The sequence below is a fragment of the Afipia sp. DC4300-2b1 genome (assembly GCF_049895725.1).
Taxonomy (GTDB): Bacteria; Pseudomonadota; Alphaproteobacteria; order Rhizobiales; family Xanthobacteraceae; genus Afipia; species Afipia broomeae.
In genome coordinates, this window is sequence record NZ_JAFCSX010000002.1 from 52,960 (window position 1) to 71,000 (window position 18,041).

The window sequence follows — 18,041 nt, forward strand, 5'->3', positions numbered from 1 at the left end:
ATTACGCATCGACCGTATGCGGTTCGTACCACCCAAGACCGTCCAGGGTAGTGGTCTTCGGCTTGTACTCACAGCCGATCCAGCCACGATAGCCGATCGCGTCCAGATAGCGAAACAGGAAGGGATAGTTGATTTCGCCGGTGCCGGGCTCGTTGCGGCCGGGGTTATCTGCAAGCTGGATATGCGCGATACGGCCGAGATGCCTTTTCATGGTTGGAGCGATGTCACCCTCCATGATCTGCATGTGATAGATGTCATATTGAATAAAGAGGTTCTCGGAGCCCACTTCCGAAATGATCTGGAGTGCCTGCTCTGTTCCGGTGAGGAAGAAACCGGGAATATCGCGGGTGTTGATCGGCTCGATCAGCAGCTTGATATGGTGCTTCGCGAGTGCATCTGCAGCGTAGCGAAGATTCTCCACCAACACGGCGCGAAGCTCCGCAGAGTCGGAGCTGGCCGGTGTAATGCCGGCAAGGCAATTTACCTGACGGCAGTCCAGTGCCTTGGCGTATTCGATGGCGCGGCTGACGCCATCGCGGAATTCTGCGACCCGATCGGGAAGGATTGCGATTCCCCGTTCACCCGCGCCCCAGTTGCCTGCCGGAAGGTTATGCAGCACCTGGGTGAGACCATGCTGCTGCAACTGCTCGCCAAGCACTGCTTTTTCGTAGTCATAGGGAAACAGATATTCCACGCCCGCGAACCCGGCCGCCTTTGCTGCCGCGAAACGGTCGATGAACGGCAATTCGTTGAAGAGCATGGTCAGATTGGCTGCAAATTTTGGCACGGCGGAATGTCCTTTTCCTGTTGGTCGTTAGACGGGCAGCAGCTTGCCGCGGGACGTCTTTTCCGGACTTGCTGGCGTGTCATCAAGCGGCAGGTCGAGCACTTCCTCGAATTCGACGATATTGTCGATCTCGGTGCCCATCGCGATGTTGGTGACGCGTTCGAGAATGAACTCGACCACGACCGGGACGCGATACTCCGCCATCATCTCGCGTGCGGTTGCGAACGCCGCCTGCGCTTCTTCGGGGTGGGTGACGCGAATTGCCTTGCAGCCGAGCCCCTCGGCGACGGCGACATGATCGACGCCGTAAACGCCAAGCTCCGGTGCGTTGATGTTTTCGAACGAAAGCTGCACGTGGTAGTCCATGTCGAAGCCGCGCTGCGCCTGACGGATCAGACCCAGATAGGAATTGTTCACGACGACATGGATGTAAGGCAGCTTGAACTGTGCGCCGACGGCAAGCTCCTCGATCAGGAACTGGAAGTCGTAATCGCCGGACAGTGCGACGATCTCGCGTTCCGGATCTGCGGCACGGACGCCCAGCGCTGCGGGCAGGGTCCAGCCGAGCGGGCCGGCCTGTCCGGCATTGATCCAGTTGCGCGGGCGATAGACGCCAAGGAATTGCGCACCGGCGATCTGCGACAATCCGATCACGCTGACGTAGCAGGTGTCACGGCCGAACGCCTTGCTCATCTCTTCATAGACGCGCTGTGGTTTGATCGGCACGTTATCGAAGTGACTCTTGCGCAGCATGGTGCGCTTGCGGTCCTGAACGGCCGCGGGCCACGCCTGGCGCTCTTTGAGCTTTCCGGCCTTGCGCCACTCCTTCGCCACCGTGACGAATAGTTCAAGCGCTGCCTTGGCATCCGAGACGATGCCGAAATCTGGATTGAACACGCGGCCGATTTGTGTGGGCGCGATGTCCACATGCACGAACGTGCGGCCTTTGGTATAGGTTTCGACTGATCCGGTGTGGCGGTTAGCCCAGCGGTTGCCGATGCCGAGCACGAAGTCCGACTCCAGCATCGTCGCATTGCCATAGCGGTGGCTGGTCTGAAGGCCGACCATTCCGGCCATCAGAACATGATCGTCCGGGATTGCGCCCCAGCCCATGAGTGTTGGCACCACGGGAACATTGACGATCTCGGCAAACGCGACGAGAAGGTCGGATGCGTCGGCATTGATGATGCCGCCGCCCGCCACGATCAGCGGGCGTTCGGCAGCGTTGAGCATTTCAAGTGCTTTCTCGACCTGCTTGCGCGTTGCGGCTGGCTTGTAGACGGGAAGCGGCTCATAGGTCTCGTCGTCGAATTCGATTTCGGCGAGTTGCACGTCGAGTGGCAGGTCGATCAGCACCGGACCAGGGCGGGCGGACCGCATGATGTGAAATGCCTGGCTGAAAACCCGCGGCACCAAGGCTGGTTCGCGCACGGTGACGGCCCATTTCGTCACTGGCTTGGCGATCGACTCGATGTCGATAGCCTGGAAATCTTCCTTGTAGATGCGGGCGCGGGGAGCCTGTCCGGTGATGCACAGGATCGGGATCGAATCCGCGATAGCCGAATACAATCCCGTGATCATGTCGGTGCCAGCCGGGCCCGACGTCCCGATACAGACGCCGATGTTCCCCGCCTTGGCCCGGGTATAACCTTCGGCCATATGCGACGCGCCTTCGACGTGGCGCGCGAGAATGTGATTGATCGATCCGCGTTTTTTCAGTGCCGAGTACAGAGGATTGATCGCGGCGCCCGGAACGCCGAACGCACAGACGACGCCTTCCTTCTCAAGGATACGCACCGCCGCATCGATTGCCCGCATCTTCGCCATGTCACACCTCGAATGGGTTAAGTTCGGATGCAATCATCGCGAGGCGTGCTGGCCGGCTCAACGGCCTTCAATTTGTTTCCCGCGATACGATGCCCGCGCGAAAATCTCTCGCGCGATCAAATGCCTAGGATGAAGTAAAAGTGAAAACGGTTTTGGCAAACCGGGCCGCGCGGCAGTCAGCTTTTTCGCGCAGCAGGGGGCATGATTCCGCCAAGCGCAACCGTCAGTTCGGCAGCGACGTCGCGCACGATGTTACCGATGACCGGCAGGCGTTCGTCGGTGAAGCGGGAGGTCATGCCGGAAACTGAAATCGTGGCGAGTGGCTCACTGCAATCGTTGTAGACCACGGCGGCAACGCATCGAAGTCCAATGCGGGCTTCTTCGTCATCCACCGCATAGCCTTGCTGCCGGATTGTTTGCAGCGCTTTGAAAAGTTCGCCGGGCCGCACGATGGATTTCTCCGTCAGCCTCGGCATTCCCTGGCGATGGATGATCGCGCTCACATCTTCATCGGAATAGGTCGCCAGAACGGCCTTGCCGACCCCGGAGGCCACCATCGCCACGCGGCCGCCAACCTTGGTGAGCGAGCGCATGATCTCGCGGCTTTCCACGCGCGTCAGAACGATGATGGTTTCGTCGTCGACCACCGCGAGATTCGCGGTTTCCCGCGTCAGGTCTCGAAGTTTGCGCAGGTACGGCATGGCATGGGCGACAAAATTCCGCCGCCGCGCGAACGTCGAGCCGACGGAGAAGCTGCGCACGCCGATGTGCCACTTGGCTTCGCTGCGGTCGAATTGCACGAAACGGCGCTTTTCCAGCGTCGTCAGCAAACGATGTACGGTTGATGTGGACAGGCCGGTGCGCACCGCCAGATCGGTGAGCCGGTAGCCTTCATCGTCTTCGGCAAGGGTCTCTATCAATGTCAGGGCGCGGTCGACGGACTGAACACCGCCATCCCGGCCTTCGGTCTCTGTCTCAATGCCGACACGGGGCTCGACAGATTTTCGCCGGATCACGCTTTTCTTCATCGCCTACCTACGGCCTGCGGATAGAAGTGAAGGTCGTGCTGGGAACAAGGCGGGTGCCGCCTTTGGAGGCGGCACCCATTGTCAGAACTTACAGCAGGCCGGCGCCGCGTGCCCACTTATATTTTGCACCAAGCACTTCGACCGGAAGTTCGGTCGAGTACGCGTAAGCCGGGATACCGTTCTGATAGAGGTATTCAGCGGCTTCCTCGACCTCGACGTCACCGGCCAACGAGGCGACCATCGGCTTGCTGATACCCTTGGCTTCCATTTCCTTCTTCACCTCGACCATGTTCCTGGCGAAGACCATTGGCGGCGTGACGATGGTGTGCCAGTAGCCGAGGATCAGCGAGTGAATGCGGTCATCCGACAGGCCGAGCTTCACGGTGTTGACGTAGGTGATCGGCGGTTCGCCGCCGGTGATGTCCACCGGGTTGCCAGCAGCGCCGAATGGCGGAATGAACTTGCGGAACGCCGCATCGAGGTCCGGCGGCATCGCCATCAGCGACAGACCGTTGTCGACCACGGCGTCCGACAGCAGCACGCCTGAGCCGCCTGCGCCGGTAATGATGAGCACGTTCTCGCCCTTCGGGGTCGGCAGCACCGGAATGCCGCGAGCGAATTCGAGAAGCTGACGCAGCGAGCGGGCGCGAATGACGCCAGACTGCTTCAGTACGTCCTCATAGATCTTGTCGTTACCGGCGAGTGCGCCGGTGTGCGACGACGCAGCCTTCGCGCCGGCCGAGGTGCGGCCAGCCTTGAGGACAACAACCGGCTTCTTCTTGGAGACACGCTTGGCGGCTTCCGCGAAGGCGCGGCCGTCCTTCAGATCCTCGCAATGCTGCGCGATGATCGTGGTGTTCGGGTCCTGTTCGAAGAAAGCGAGCAGATCGTCTTCGTCGATGTCGGACTTGTTGCCGAGACCGACAATCGCCGACACGCCCATCTTGGCGGACCGCGAGAAGCCGATGATGGCCATGCCGATACCGCCCGACTGCGATGACAGAGCGGCGTGGCCCTTGACGTCATAAGCGGTGCAGAAGGTCGCGCAGAGATTGGCCGGTGTGTAGTAGAAGCCGTAAATGTTCGGCCCCATCAGGCGGATGTCGTATTTCTTGCCGACCGCGACGATCTCTTCCTGAAGTTCGGGCGCGCCAGCCTCGGCGAATCCCGACGGGATCAGCACGGCGCCGGGGATTTTCTTCTCGCCGCATTCGGCGAGTGCTGCGGCGACGAACTTCGCAGGAATGGCGAATACCGCCGTGTCGATCACGCCGGGCACATCCTTCACGCTCTTGTACGCCTTGATGCCCATGATCTCATCCGCTTTCGGATGGATCGGATAGATCTGGCCTTTGTACCCGCCGTTAATGAGGTTCTTCATCACCGAGTTACCGATCTTGCCGGCTTCGGATGACGCGCCGATCACGGCGACCGCCTTCGGCATCATGATGCGGTTCATCGCAGTGACGATTTCGTCATTCGAGCGCGGAGCAGGACGCGGCTTGTAGTCGAAATCGACGACAATGCGCACGTCTGCGGCGATCGCGTCTTTCTTGGTGGCGAAAACCGGGTTGAGATCGAGTTCCACGATTTCAGGGAAATCGCTGACGAGCTGCGAAACGTTGACGATGATAGCCGCCAGAGCCTCGCGGTTGACCGGATCGCCGCCGCGAACGCCGTTCAGCATTTCGTGGGCTTGAATTCCATCGAGCATGGAAAGCGCATCGGCATTGGTTGCAGGCGCGAGGCGGAAGGTGACGTCTTTCAGAACTTCGACCAGAACGCCGCCGAGGCCGAAGGCCACCAGCTTGCCGAATGAGCCGTCGGTAATAGAGCCGACGATGACTTCAGTGCCGCCCAGCAGCATCTGCTGAACCTGGATGCCTTCGATCTTGGCATCGGCCTTGTACTTCTTGGCATTTGCCAGAATTGTCTCATAAGCCTTTTCGGCGTCGGCGGCTGTTTTCACGCCGACAATCACGCCGCCTGCTTCGGTCTTGTGGAGAATGTCGGGGGAAACGATCTTCATCACCACCGGGAAACCCATGCCGGTCGCGATCTTTGCGGCTTCGGCGGCGGACTTTGCCACGCCTTCCTTTGGGACCGGAATTCCGTAAGCATCGCAGACCAGTTTGCCTTCCGGCGCGGTCAGGCTGGTGCGCTTGTCGGCCTTTACGGCGTCGAGAATTCTCCGAACCTCAGCTTTTGCCCGTTGTCCGACGTCGATCTTGCGAGCTGCGTCCTGCGAATGAGCCATTACACTTCCTCCTGTCACGTCCATTTTTGAAATCTGGTTGCGCGCGGGTTGTCGGACGGTCGTTCCCGAGCGCTTAGATCACCACATCTTGGCGTTTGCCCGCACGGATTGAAGCGTGCAGAGACAAAATGTCCATCTTTGGCATTTGGTATGCCAAGAACCATCTTTGTCAAGCCTATTCACTAGGCCCTGCGGCACCGGGCGCGTTGCTTGACATGCTGGCATCTGGTATGCCAAGAACCTAGGCAACGCTTCCGTGGTATACAGCCCCTCTGGAAGAGAGGGAGATGATTCATGGCTACTCAGAAAATCTCAAAGGCACCATTGAATGAGCAGGACATTGCGATCGTTCGCATTGCGCCTGAGGCAAGTTTCAAAAACAAGGCCTATGACGCTTTGAAAGAAGCCATTCTCAAAATGGACATCTACGCCAGCCCTGAGCCCGTGATGCTCGACGAGCGCGCGCTGTCGGAACATCTGGGTGTCAGCCGCACGCCGATCCGCGAAGCGATCGCGATGCTGGAGCAGGACGGTTTCGTCAAGACGGTTCCACGCCGTGGCATCGTGGTGGTGCGCAAGACCAAGGCCGAAATCGTGGACATGATCCGGGCATGGGCTGCGCTCGAGAGCATGGCCGCGCGTCTCATCACTACGACGGCGCGCAAGAAAGACATTTCGGCGCTGCGCAACTTCTTCAAGGACTTCAACAAAGACCGGCTACCGCAGGATCATATCGAAGAGTATTCGAAAGCGAACATCGCGTTCCATCAGGCGCTGATTTCGCTGAGTGAATCTCCCGTCCTGGTCGATATGACCAACGACATCCTTCTGCACGTGCGTGGCTACCGGCAACTGACGATTGGCCGAACCGACCGCACCGCGGTGTCTTTGCCGGAGCATCTTGCCATCATCGAAGCGCTCGAGGAGCGCGACACCGAGCTCGCTGAAAAGCGCGCCCGCGACCACACGCTTGGGCTTGCGACCTACGTCGAAACCCATGGACAGGAAATCTTTACGTAGACCAGACGATCAAAAAAAGAGACTAGGGAGGCCACCGATGCTGACGGCAGCGAGTAAGTTAGAGGCGACGACTGCGAATGATGCAGAGCAGGAGCTGACAGATGGTTTTCATCTGATCATCGACGCGCTCAAGCTTAACGGCCTCAATACGATCTACGGCGTGCCGGGGATTCCGATCACGGACTTCGGCCGCATGGCGCAAGCGGAAGGCATTCGTGTTCTTTCGTTCCGCCATGAACAGAATGCTGGTTATGCCGCGTCGATCGCCGGCTTCCTGACGAAGAAGCCGGGCGTCTGTTTGACAGTGTCGGCACCGGGCTTTCTTAACGGCCTCACAGCGCTCGCCCACGCCACGACCAATTGCTTCCCGATGATCCTGATTTCCGGCTCGTCGGAACGCGAAATCGTCGATCTTCAGCAGGGCGACTACGAAGAAATGGATCAGCTCGCGGTCGCGAAGCCGCTGTGCAAGGCGGCGTTCCGTGTGCTGCATGCGCAGGACATCGGTATCGGCGTTGCGCGTGCGATCCGTGCTGCGGTGTCGGGCCGTCCCGGCGGTGTCTATCTCGATCTGCCGGCGAAGCTGTTCGGTCAGGTTATGAATGCGGACGCCGGCAAGAAGTCGCTGGTGAAAGTCATCGATGCGGCGCCGGCACAGATTCCGGCACCCGACTCGGTGAAACGCGCGCTCGACGTGCTCAAATCGGGGAAGAAGCCGCTCATTATCCTTGGCAAGGGCGCGGCTTACGCACAGGCCGATGATGAGATCCGCACTCTGATTGAGAAAAGCGGCATCCCGTTCCTGCCGATGAGCATGGCCAAGGGCCTTCTGCCCGACACGCATCCGCAATGCGCCGGTGCGGCACGCTCCACGGTGCTGAAGGACTCCGACGTCGTCATGCTGATTGGCGCGCGCCTCAACTGGCTGCTGTCGCACGGCAAGGGCAAGACGTGGGGCGACGCGCCGAAGAAGTTCATCCAGATCGACATCGAGCCGAAGGAAATGGACTCCAACGTCGAGATCGTCGCGCCAGTGGTCGGCGACATCGGATCGTGCGTCTCGGCGCTCGTGCAGGGCATGGGCAGTAACTGGCAGACCCCGCCGGCGGACTGGATCAAAACCGTCCAGACTAAGCGCGACGACAACGTTGCCAAAATGGCTCCGCGCCTGATGAACAACAACTCGCCGATGGACTATCACGGCGCCCTCGGCGTCCTGCGCACCATCATCAAGGAGCGTCCCGACGCGATTCTTGTCAATGAAGGCGCAAATACACTCGATCTGGCGCGCGGCATCATCGACATGTATCAGCCGCGCAAGCGCATCGACGTCGGCACCTGGGGCATCATGGGTATCGGTATGGGTTACTCCATCGCCGCTGCGATTGAGACCGGCAAGCCGGTGCTCGCGGTCGAGGGCGACAGCGCATTCGGCTTCTCCGGCATGGAGGTGGAGACGATCTGCCGCTACAAGCTGCCGGTCTGTGTCGTGATCTTCAACAATGACGGCATCTATCGCGGCACCGACGTCAACCCCTCGGGTGGCCCGGACGTGGCACCTACGGTGTTCGTGAAGGGCGCACGTTACGACAAGATGATGGAGGCCTTCGGCGGCGTCGGAGTCAACGCGACGACTCCCGACGAGTTGAAGCGAGCGGTTAACGCGGCGATGGATTCGGGCAAGCCGACACTCATCAATGCGGTCATCGATCCCGCTGCAGGCAGCGAAAGCGGCCGCATCGGCAATCTCAACCCTCAAAGCGTCTTGAAGAAGAAATAACTGGTCACACGGCAGGGAGCATGTCGCTTCCTGCCGATTTCAGTCCTCGCACTCGGCGTCAGAAGGCGTCGACCGATACGGAGTATTACACGATGACACAGGCGCTGAAGGGCGTTCGGATTCTCGATTTCACCCACGTCCAGTCAGGACCGACGTGCACGCAGTTGCTGGCATGGTTCGGCGCCGACGTGATCAAGGTGGAGCGTCCCGGCGTCGGTGACATCACCCGCGGCCAGCTGATGGATGTCCCCAATGCGGACAGCCTCTATTTCACGATGCTGAACCACAACAAGCGTTCGATCACGCTCGACACCAAGAACCCGAAGGGCAAGGAAGTCCTCACCGAGCTGATGAAGAAGTGCGACGTGCTGGTCGAGAATTTCGGTCCGGGTGTGCTGGATCGTATGGGCTTCCCCTGGGAAACCATCCAGAAAATCAATCCGAAGCTCATCGTCGCCTCGATCAAGGGTTTCGGCCCCGGTCCCTACGAGGATTGCAAGGTCTATGAGAACGTCGCGCAGTGCACCGGCGGTGCTGCATCGACCACCGGTTTCCGCGATGGTCTTCCTCTGGTGACAGGTGCGCAGATTGGCGATAGCGGCACCGGCCTGCATCTGGCGCTCGGTATCGTTACCGCCCTCTATCAGCGTTCGACCACCGGCAAGGGCCAGAAGGTTACTGCGGCAATGCAGGACGGCGTGCTCAATCTGACGCGCGTCAAGATGCGCGACCAGCAGCGTCTCGCCCACGGTCCGCTCAAGGAATACAGCCAGTTCGGCGAAGGCATTCCGTTCGGTGATGCTGTGCCGCGCGCTGGCAACGATTCCGGCGGTGGCCAGCCCGGCCGCATCCTGAAGTGCAAGGGTTGGGAGACCGACCCGAACGCCTATCTCTATTTCATCACGCAGGCTCCGGTCTGGGAAAAGATTTGCGACGTGATCGGCGAGCCCGGCTGGAAGACGCATCCGGACTACGCCAAGCCGGCTGCGCGTCTGCCGCGTCTGAATGAGATTTTCGGACGCATCGAACAGTGGACCATGACCAAGACCAAGTTCGAGGCGATGGAAATTCTCAACAAGGACGACATTCCGTGCGGTCCGATTCTGTCGATGAAGGAAATTTCCGAGGACAAGTCTCTCTATGCCACCGGTACACTCGTCGAGGTCGATCATCCGACCCGCGGCAAGTACATTTCGGTCGGCAATCCGATCAAGCTATCGGACAGCCCGACCGTGGTGACGCGCTCGCCACTGCTGGGCGAGCATACCGACGAAATCCTGAAGCAGGTTCTCGGCTTTAATGACAATCAGGTTGCGGAGATTCACAATTCGGGTGCTCTTTCGCCACCACGTAAGGTCGAAGCAGCCGAGTAAGCATCTGACTTGCGAGACCAAAGGCCGGCGAACTTCGCCGGCCTTTTTGTGGTTTTTAGATACCTTCAAGTCATTGATACTGTGTGGGAAAGTTGAGACATTTCGTCGCGTCCAAGGCCGATGTTGCGATGCACTAACGCAAATGCTGCTATGCGGAATCTCGTATTGAGTCTGGCATCTGGTATACCTAGATTGGCCATGACGCAGCGCGATGCCAGCGCTGAATTCATCGGTTCTGAAAGGCCCTCCCATGTCCAAGACTGCTTCGATCGGCTTTGCTTCTTGCAACGGGCTGTTCCGTCAGCTGATTGCTTTCGTTGATAATTTCCTGATGAAGAGCGCCAAGATTTCCGCCAGGAATGGCGATCTGCCGCGGTTCGGACTGTGACGATTAAGGTACTGAGCGCTCGCAGATAATCGCGAGCATCGTATTAAATGACATTGTGAAAGGCCCCGGTTTTCCGGGGCTTTTTTGTTGAGCGCGCACACTGGCGAATAGTGCAGTGCCGCACTGTGGTGTCTGGAATAACTCTTGTGTCCTGGCATATCGCATACAACGATGCGTTTCAGGCAGCAGCTGTCGGTTTTCAATAGAACAGCGCGCCTTGGGAGAGGGACCATGGCTGATACCGTTCTTACGGTGTCCAGGCGGCCGCGCCGAAAGGCGGATGGCGTGACCATGGCTGTTGGCGCGAACTTCCCCACAACGATCCTGGCTGACCCGTTGCCGCGACGTGGCTGTGAAGTTGCCATGCAGCGTGCATCGTATTCAGCCGTGACTACTCTTCACGAACGTTTCTGGAGGCAGACGAACAGACGTCACCAGGGATCGAACTCTGCAGGCTGCCGTAGGCAGATTTTTGGAATTAAGCCGCCGTTGAGCGGCGTGAAACAACGGGTGGGAGAAACGCAATGATGTTGTCGTCTTATCGAACGTTAGGTCTTGCACTGGGAGTTGGAGCTTCGCTGGGTTTCGCATCCAGTCCCGCCTCGGCGGCATGGGAGCCGACCCGGCCGGTGGAGATCGTGGTTCCCGCCGGTACCGGCGGCGGCGCGGACCAGATGGCCCGCACCATCCAGGGCATCATCACCAAGCACAATCTGATGAAGCAGCCGTTGGTGGTGGTGAACAAGGCCGGCGGCGCCGGCGGTGAAGGTTTCCTTGATGTCAAAGGTTCAGCAGGCAACCCGCACAAGCTGGTGATTACCCTCTCCAACCTTTTCACGACGCCATTGGGTACCGGCATTCCGTTCAGCCACAAGGATCTGACGCCGGTCGCGATGATGGCGCTGGATGAGTTCATCCTCTGGGTGAATGCGGACAGCCCGTACAAGTCCGTGAAGGACTACATCGAGGCCGTGAAGGCGAAGCCCGGTGAGTTCAAGATGGGCGGCACTGGATCGAAGCAGGAAGACCAGATCATTACCGTTGCGATCGAGAAGGCGTCGAACACCAAGTTCACCTACATTCCGTATCGCGGCGGTGGCGAAGTTGCGGTCCAGCTTGTCGGCAAGCATGTCGATTCCACGGTCAACAATCCGATCGAAGCCGTCGCGCAATGGCGTGGCGGAGCCGTCCGCCCGCTCTGCGTGTTCGATGCCAAGCCGCTCCCCTACAAGGACGTAGTCGCAGATGGAAAGTCGTGGGGCGACATTCCGACATGCAAGTCGCAAGGGCTCGATGTCGAGTACGTGATGCTGCGCGGATTCTTCACATCGCCGAAGGCGACCAAAGAGCAGGTCGACTATTACGTGGATGTGTTCAAGAAAGTTCGTGAAACACCCGAATGGCAAAGCCTGATGAAGGATGGTGCCTTCAATCAGACCATGATGGTCGGTCCTGAGTATTCGGCATGGGTCGATAACGAACAGAAGCGGCACCAGGCATTGATGAAAGACGCCGGCTTCCTGGCTGCACCACAATAATTTCAACGACAGATGCTGCCGGCGGACAGGTTCCGCCGGCAAAGGCTTCAGCGTGGGGAAAAATATGAGCGAGCATTCTTCTGGGGTTGGTCAGCGCGGGCCGTCGCATCGATGGACGGAGTTCGGCGTTGGCGTGTTCTGCATCCTGTTCGGGGTGATCACGATTATCGGGAGCATGAAAGCGGGAGCTGGATGGGGGGCGGAGGGTCCCAAATCCGGATTCTTTCCCTTCTACATCGGCATCATCATTGTGCTGGCGAGCTGCGTGAACTGCATCCAGCTTCTGATGGAGCCTGATGACGGTCAGCTCTTTGCGGATTGGGGACAGCTTCGCCAGGTCCTCTCCGTCTTCGTGCCGACCACCATTTACTGTCTGAGCATCCCGTATCTCGGCATCTATGTCGCCTCGGTGCTTCTCATTGCTCTGTTCATGAAGTGGCTCGGCAAATACCCGTGGACTACAACTGCTGCCGTAGCGCTCGGCACGCCGCTAGCAGTCTACCTGTTCTTCGAAAAATGGTTCCTCATTCCGCTGCCAAAAGGCCCGCTGGAAGAGTTGCTTGGTCTCTAAATTCCCGCTGCGGCTGAGGACATTGACATGGAAGAAATCGTAAATCTGTTTCACGGCTTCGCGACGGTACTGCAGCCGTTCAACATCCTGGTCATGGTGATCGGGATCGTTCTCGGTGTGGTAATCGGAGTGCTGCCGGGTCTCGGCGGCGCAAATGGCGTGGCGATTCTGCTGCCGCTGACGTTCAGCATGCCTCCAACGTCGGCGATCATCATGTTGTCGTGCATTTATTGGGGCGCGTTGTTCGGAGGCGCCATTACATCGGTGCTGTTCAACATCCCAGGTGAGCCGTGGTCCGTGGCCACGACGTTCGACGGTCATCCGATGGCACAGAAGGGCAAGGCCGGTGAGGCGCTCACTGCGGCATTCACATCGTCATTCGTCGGTGCATTATTTGCCGTGATCATGATCACGCTGGTGGCGCCGCTGGTGGCAAAATTCGCGCTTCAGTTCGGCCCGGCGGAAAAGTTCGCGGTCTTCTTCATCGCCTTCTGCAGTTTCATCGGCATGGGCAAGGAGCCGCCGTTCAAGACAATTGTCGCGATGATGATCGGCTTCGCGCTGGCGGCGGTTGGTCTTGACAGCATCACGGGACAACTGCGTTTGACCTTCGGCTTCTCCGAAATGCTTAGCGGATTCGATTTTCTGATAGCGGTCATCGGGCTCTTTGGAATCGGCGAGATTCTTCTCACCATGGAGGAGGGGCTCAATTTCAGAGGCAAGCCGGCCAAGATCAACGCACGGGTGGTGTGGGACACATGGAAAGAACTCCCGCGCTATTGGGCGACGTCACTGCGCTCGTGTCTGATCGGTGTGTGGATGGGTGTTTCGCCGGCCGGTGCGACGCCCGCGTCGTTCATGAGCTATGGCATCGCCAAGCGCATGTCGAAGCAGGGCAAGAATTTCGGTAAGGGTGAAATTGAAGGCGTGGTCGCGCCCGAGACTGCGGCGCATGCCGCAGGCACGGCTGCGCTGTTGCCCATGTTGTCACTTGGCGTTCCGGGATCGCCGACGGCTGCGGTGCTGCTCGGTGGCTTGCTGATCTGGGGATTGCAGCCCGGGCCACTGCTGTTCGTCGAGCAGAAGGACTTCGTCTGGGGCCTGATTGCCAGCATGTACCTCGGCAATTTCGTCGGATTGATCGTGGTGCTGACTTGCGTGCCGCTGTTCGCTGCGATCCTGCGCATTCCGTTCAGCATCATCGCGCCGGTGATTCTCGTGCTGTGCGCAATCGGTGCTTACACCGTTCACAACAACACCTTCGACGTCGTGATGATGATGGTGTTTGGCGTGGTCGGTTACGTCATGAAGAAGTGTAACTATCCGATGGCGCCGCTGGTTCTTGCCATCGTGCTTGGCGACAAGGCGGAGGAAGCATTCCGGCAAGCGTTGCTTGGATCGCAGGGCAGCCTCGGCGTGTTCTTCTCCAACGGTCTTGTCGGATCGATCATGACCTTGGGATTGATCGCCCTGTTCTGGCCTTTGATCTCGAACGGCTGGGCGCGGCTGTCGTCGCGCGCACCGAAAACGGCAATGTAAATAAGGAGAAAGAGCTTCTGCGTTTCGGATACTTGGGGCCCGTCGCAAGGCTTCTCTGAAAGAGGATTGTCCTTTTGAATGGCCTCGGCAACCGCCGGGGCCATTTTTCTTGCGCAAACCCATTACAGAGGTGCATAGCTAAAAAGTCGCAGTTCCTTCGAATACCTCTTGCAATCTGGCATATCATATACCAGCCTTCCCCGCTGTAGCGTCTGCCGAACTTTAACAGAGCAAGGGCGCACTCGGAGGAACGATGACGGATACGGTTCATACGGCGGCCCCGGCGGCTGCGCGCGTCAGCGATACCTATCGCTGGGTCCAGTTGGCGATCGGCGTTGGCGCCATGGTGATGATCGCGAACTATCAATACGGCTGGACGTTCTTCGTCCCCGACATTCAGAAACAATTCGGATGGGATCGCGCATCGATCCAGTGGGCGTTCACGTTGTTCGTGCTGTTCGAAACGTGGCTGGTCCCCGTCGAGGGGTGGTTCGTCGACAAGTACGGTCCGCGCATCGTTGTTCTCGTCGGCGGGGTTCTTTGCGCGATCGGCTGGGCGATCAATGCACAGGCCACAACGCTCAACGGTTTCTACCTTGGCATGATCATCGCGGGCATCGGCGCCGGCGGTGTCTACGGCACCTGCGTCGGCAACGCGCTCAAGTGGTTTCCCGACAAGCGCGGTCTTGCCGCGGGCATCACCGCTGCCGGCTTTGGTGCTGGCTCCGCGCTCACGGTCGCGCCGATCCAGGCCATGATCAAGAACGACGGCTTCCAGAACACCTTCCTTTATTTCGGTCTGGGGCAGGGCATCATCATCGTGATCCTCTCGTTCCTGATGTTCGCACCGAAGGCGGGACAGGTGCCGCCGCCAGTTGTGAATGCCGCGCTTCAGCAGACGCGCCGTAACTACGCGCCGACCGAAGTTCTCCGGCATCCAATTTTCTGGCTGATGTACTTCATGTTCGTTATCGTCGGCGCCGGCGGACTGATGGTGACTGCGAACCTCAAGCCGATCGCGGTTGACTGGAAAGTCGACAGCGTTCCTGTCACGCTGATGGCCATGACGATGACCGCGGTGACATTTGCCGCGACCATTGATCGCGTACTCAACGGTTTGACACGCCCGTTCTTCGGCTGGATCTCCGACATGATCGGCCGCGAGAACACCATGTTCATCGCGTTCGGCATGGAAGGCGTCGGCATCTATATGCTCTACCTCTGGGGTCACGATCCGGTCTGGTTCGTGCTGCTGTCGGGCTTCGTGTTCTTCGCGTGGGGTGAGATCTACTCGCTCTTCCCCTCGACCTGCACGGATACTTTCGGGTCGAAGTTCGCGACCACCAATGCGGGCCTGCTGTACACCGCGAAAGGAACGGCAGCGCTGCTTGTGCCTGCCGCGAACTACATGCAGCAAAGCTCGGGCACGTGGGACATGGTCTTCATCGTGGCGGCCGGCGCGAATATTCTCGCTTCGCTGCTTGCCATCATCGTGCTGAAGCCCTGGCGCAAGTCAGTGGTCGAGAAATCGATGGCGACGGCCTGACGCGCAACGACCTGACTGTCTCAAGAGCGCGCTCATCTCCGGATGGGCGCGTTTTTCTTTTTCTGACCCGATTGACTCATACCGGATGAGTGGGGCAATCTCTGGTATACATAATACAAGACAGGGATTTGATCTCATAAGCCCTGAAAACAGGGCGTTTCTTGACCTCGGTCATGACGGGAGGATTGCGATGGATATCCACGAATATCAGGGCAAGGCAGTCCTGAAGACTTTCGGCGTGCCGGTGTCGGCAGGTGCGCCTGCGTTCACTGTCGATGAAGCGATCGCTGCGGCAAAGTCGCTGCCGGGTCCAGTCTATGTCGTGAAATCGCAGATCCATGCTGGTGGCCGCGGCAAGGGCAAGTTCAAGGGATTGCCGGCCGACGCAAAGGGCGGCGTGCGGCTGGCGAAGTCGATCGATGAGGTCGCAAGCTTCGCCAAGGAAATGCTCGGACGCACACTGGTGACCGTGCAGACCGGGCCCGCTGGCAAGCAGGTCAATCGCCTGTACATCGAAGACGGCTCGGACATCGAAAAGGAATTCTATCTCTCGATACTGGTCGATCGCGAAACCTCGCGGATCGCATTCGTGGTGTCCACTGAGGGCGGCATGGACATCGAGAAGGTGGCGCACGATACACCGGACAAGATCGTGACCTTCTCCGTCGATCCCGCGACCGGCGTGATGGCCCATCACGGTCGCAAGGTTGCGCAGGTTCTTGGCCTGAGTGGCGATCTCGCCAAGCAGGCTTCGATCCTCACCTCGCAGCTCTACAACGCGTTCGTCGCCACCGACATGGCGATGCTGGAGATCAATCCGCTGGTGGTGACGAAGCAGGGCGACCTGCGTTGTCTCGACGCCAAGATCAACTTCGATTCCAACGCGCTATATCGTCACCCTGAACTGATGAAGCTGCGCGACCTCACCGAAGAGGACGAGAAGGAAATCGAGGCGTCGAAGTACGACCTGAACTACATCGCGCTCGAAGGCACCATCGGCTGCATGGTCAATGGCGCCGGACTCGCGATGGCGACCATGGACATCATCAAGCTCTACGGCGCCACGCCGGCGAACTTCCTCGATGTCGGCGGCGGTGCGACCAAGGAAAAGGTCGCGGCGGCGTTCAAGATCATCACCTCCGATCCGAACGTGAAGGGCATCCTGGTCAACATCTTCGGCGGCATCATGCGTTGCGATGTCGTCGCCGAAGGCGTGGTCGCCGCGGTGCGCGAGGTCGGCCTCAGTGTGCCACTGGTGGTCCGGCTGGAAGGGACCAATGTCGAACTCGGCAAGAAGGTCATTGCCGAATCCGGATTGAATGTCGTCGCCGCAGACGATCTCGACGATGCCGCGCAGAAGATCGTTCGCGCCACACGAAAGGAAGCCGCGTAATGTCCATCCTCATCGACAGCAATACCAAGGTGATTTGCCAAGGTTTTACGGGGAAAAACGGCAGCTTCCATTCCGAACAGGCGGCGCTCTACGGCACGCAGATGGTCGGCGGCACCTCGCCCGGCAAGGGCGGCTCCACCCATCTCGGCCTGCCGGTGTTCGACACGGTGGCGCAGGCGCGTGAGGCCACCGGCGCGGACGCCAGCGTGATCTATGTTCCGCCGCCAGGCGCTGCGGATGCAATCTGCGAGGCGATCGACGCCGAAGTGCCGCTGATCGTCTGCATCACCGAAGGCATTCCGGTGACCGACATGGTGCGCGTCAAGCGCGCGCTGGAAGGATCGTCGTCGCGTCTGATCGGTCCGAATTGCCCCGGCGTGATGACGGCGGGTGAATGCAAGATCGGCATCATGCCCGGAAATATTTTCAAGAAGGGCAACGTCGGAATCGTCTCGCGCTCCGGTACGCTGACCTACGAGGCGGTGTATCAAACTTCAGCCGAAGGCCTCGGTCAGACCACCGCGGTCGGCATCGGCGGCGATCCCGTGAAGGGCACCGACTTCATATCGATGCTCGAACTGTTTCTTGCCGATCCCGACACCAAGTCGATCGTGATGATCGGCGAGATCGGCGGATCGTCGGAAGAGGACGCCGCGCAGTTCATCAAGGACGAAGCGAAGCGCGGACGCAAGAAGCCGATGGTCGGTTTCATTGCCGGACGCACCGCGCCTCCGGGCCGCCGCATGGGCCATGCCGGAGCGATCATCTCCGGCGGCAAGGGTGATGCCGAATCCAAGATCGCCGCGATGGAAGCAGCCGGCATCCGTGTCTCGCCGTCGCCAGCGCGCCTCGGCAAGACTCTGGTGGATGTGCTCAAGGGGTAAGCGCTCGCGCGAGTAATCGCGCGACGACGGACCGCTGATCTTTCTCATCCGTTGCGATTCATCAAGATGCCCGGGCTCGTCCCGGGCATTTTTGTTTGCGATTGATCCCG

Annotated in this window: 14 protein-coding genes; 10 read left to right on the plus strand and 4 right to left on the minus strand. The window is 59.3% G+C overall.

Translation table 11 applies throughout. The features are described 5' to 3' along the window. Position 1: 1 nt before the first annotated feature. From hyi to ACP7AL_RS06925, 4 genes are all read right to left on the minus strand, one after another. Entirely contained in the window at positions 2–787 is a 786-nt protein-coding gene (gene hyi / locus ACP7AL_RS06910; RefSeq protein ID WP_425990118.1) for a hydroxypyruvate isomerase, read from the minus strand. 27 nt (positions 788–814) lie between these two features. Beyond that, positions 815–2,614, minus strand: a complete 1,800-nt coding sequence (gene gcl / locus ACP7AL_RS06915; protein WP_425990120.1) for a glyoxylate carboligase — start codon at positions 2,612–2,614, stop codon at positions 815–817. A 176-nt stretch (positions 2,615–2,790) separates the two neighbouring features. Continuing rightward, positions 2,791–3,642, minus strand: a complete 852-nt coding sequence (locus ACP7AL_RS06920) for an IclR family transcriptional regulator (RefSeq protein WP_425990122.1) — start codon at positions 3,640–3,642, stop codon at positions 2,791–2,793. An 88-nt stretch (positions 3,643–3,730) separates the two neighbouring features. Further along, the gene (locus ACP7AL_RS06925; RefSeq protein ID WP_425990124.1) at positions 3,731–5,899 is read right to left on the minus strand and encodes an acetate--CoA ligase family protein; all 2,169 of its coding nucleotides are present in this window, start codon (positions 5,897–5,899) and stop codon (positions 3,731–3,733) included. Between the two features lie 294 nt (positions 5,900–6,193). Between ACP7AL_RS06925 and ACP7AL_RS06930 the strand changes: the two genes are divergently transcribed. The 10 genes from ACP7AL_RS06930 to sucD all read left to right on the plus strand — a co-directional run bounded on the left by ACP7AL_RS06930 (position 6,194) and on the right by sucD (position 17,931). Further along, on the plus strand, positions 6,194–6,919 hold the full coding sequence (locus ACP7AL_RS06930; RefSeq protein WP_006021821.1) for a GntR family transcriptional regulator: 726 nt from the start codon (positions 6,194–6,196) through the stop codon (positions 6,917–6,919). 37 nt (positions 6,920–6,956) lie between these two features. Then, positions 6,957–8,699 (plus strand): oxalyl-CoA decarboxylase, encoded by a 1,743-nt coding sequence (oxc, locus tag ACP7AL_RS06935; protein ID WP_425990126.1) that lies wholly within the window; start codon positions 6,957–6,959, stop codon positions 8,697–8,699. A 92-nt stretch (positions 8,700–8,791) separates the two neighbouring features. After that, entirely contained in the window at positions 8,792–10,072 is a 1,281-nt protein-coding gene (frc, locus tag ACP7AL_RS06940) for a formyl-CoA transferase (protein ID WP_006021819.1), read from the plus strand. Positions 10,073–10,322: 250 nt separating this feature from the next. Continuing rightward, positions 10,323–10,460, plus strand: coding sequence for a hypothetical protein (locus ACP7AL_RS06945; RefSeq protein ID WP_425990128.1), 138 nt, complete (start codon positions 10,323–10,325; stop codon positions 10,458–10,460). Positions 10,461–10,984: 524 nt separating this feature from the next. After that, positions 10,985–11,998: a Bug family tripartite tricarboxylate transporter substrate binding protein gene (locus tag ACP7AL_RS06950; RefSeq protein ID WP_425990130.1), complete on the plus strand. Its 1,014-nt coding sequence runs from the start codon at positions 10,985–10,987 to the stop codon at positions 11,996–11,998. A gap of 64 nt (positions 11,999–12,062) precedes the next feature. Further along, the gene (locus ACP7AL_RS06955; RefSeq protein ID WP_425990132.1) at positions 12,063–12,569 is read left to right on the plus strand and encodes a tripartite tricarboxylate transporter TctB family protein; all 507 of its coding nucleotides are present in this window, start codon (positions 12,063–12,065) and stop codon (positions 12,567–12,569) included. Positions 12,570–12,596: 27 nt separating this feature from the next. Next, the gene (locus ACP7AL_RS06960) at positions 12,597–14,108 is read left to right on the plus strand and encodes a tripartite tricarboxylate transporter permease (RefSeq protein WP_425990134.1); all 1,512 of its coding nucleotides are present in this window, start codon (positions 12,597–12,599) and stop codon (positions 14,106–14,108) included. Positions 14,109–14,361: 253 nt separating this feature from the next. Beyond that, the gene (gene oxlT, locus ACP7AL_RS06965; protein WP_425990135.1) at positions 14,362–15,654 is read left to right on the plus strand and encodes an oxalate/formate MFS antiporter; all 1,293 of its coding nucleotides are present in this window, start codon (positions 14,362–14,364) and stop codon (positions 15,652–15,654) included. A 190-nt stretch (positions 15,655–15,844) separates the two neighbouring features. Then, on the plus strand, positions 15,845–17,047 hold the full coding sequence (gene sucC / locus ACP7AL_RS06970; protein WP_425990137.1) for an ADP-forming succinate--CoA ligase subunit beta: 1,203 nt from the start codon (positions 15,845–15,847) through the stop codon (positions 17,045–17,047). Then, entirely contained in the window at positions 17,047–17,931 is an 885-nt protein-coding gene (gene sucD, locus ACP7AL_RS06975) for a succinate--CoA ligase subunit alpha (RefSeq protein WP_425990139.1), read from the plus strand. Before sucC ends, sucD begins: the two co-directional genes overlap by 1 nt. Positions 17,932–18,041: the final 110 nt, after the last annotated feature.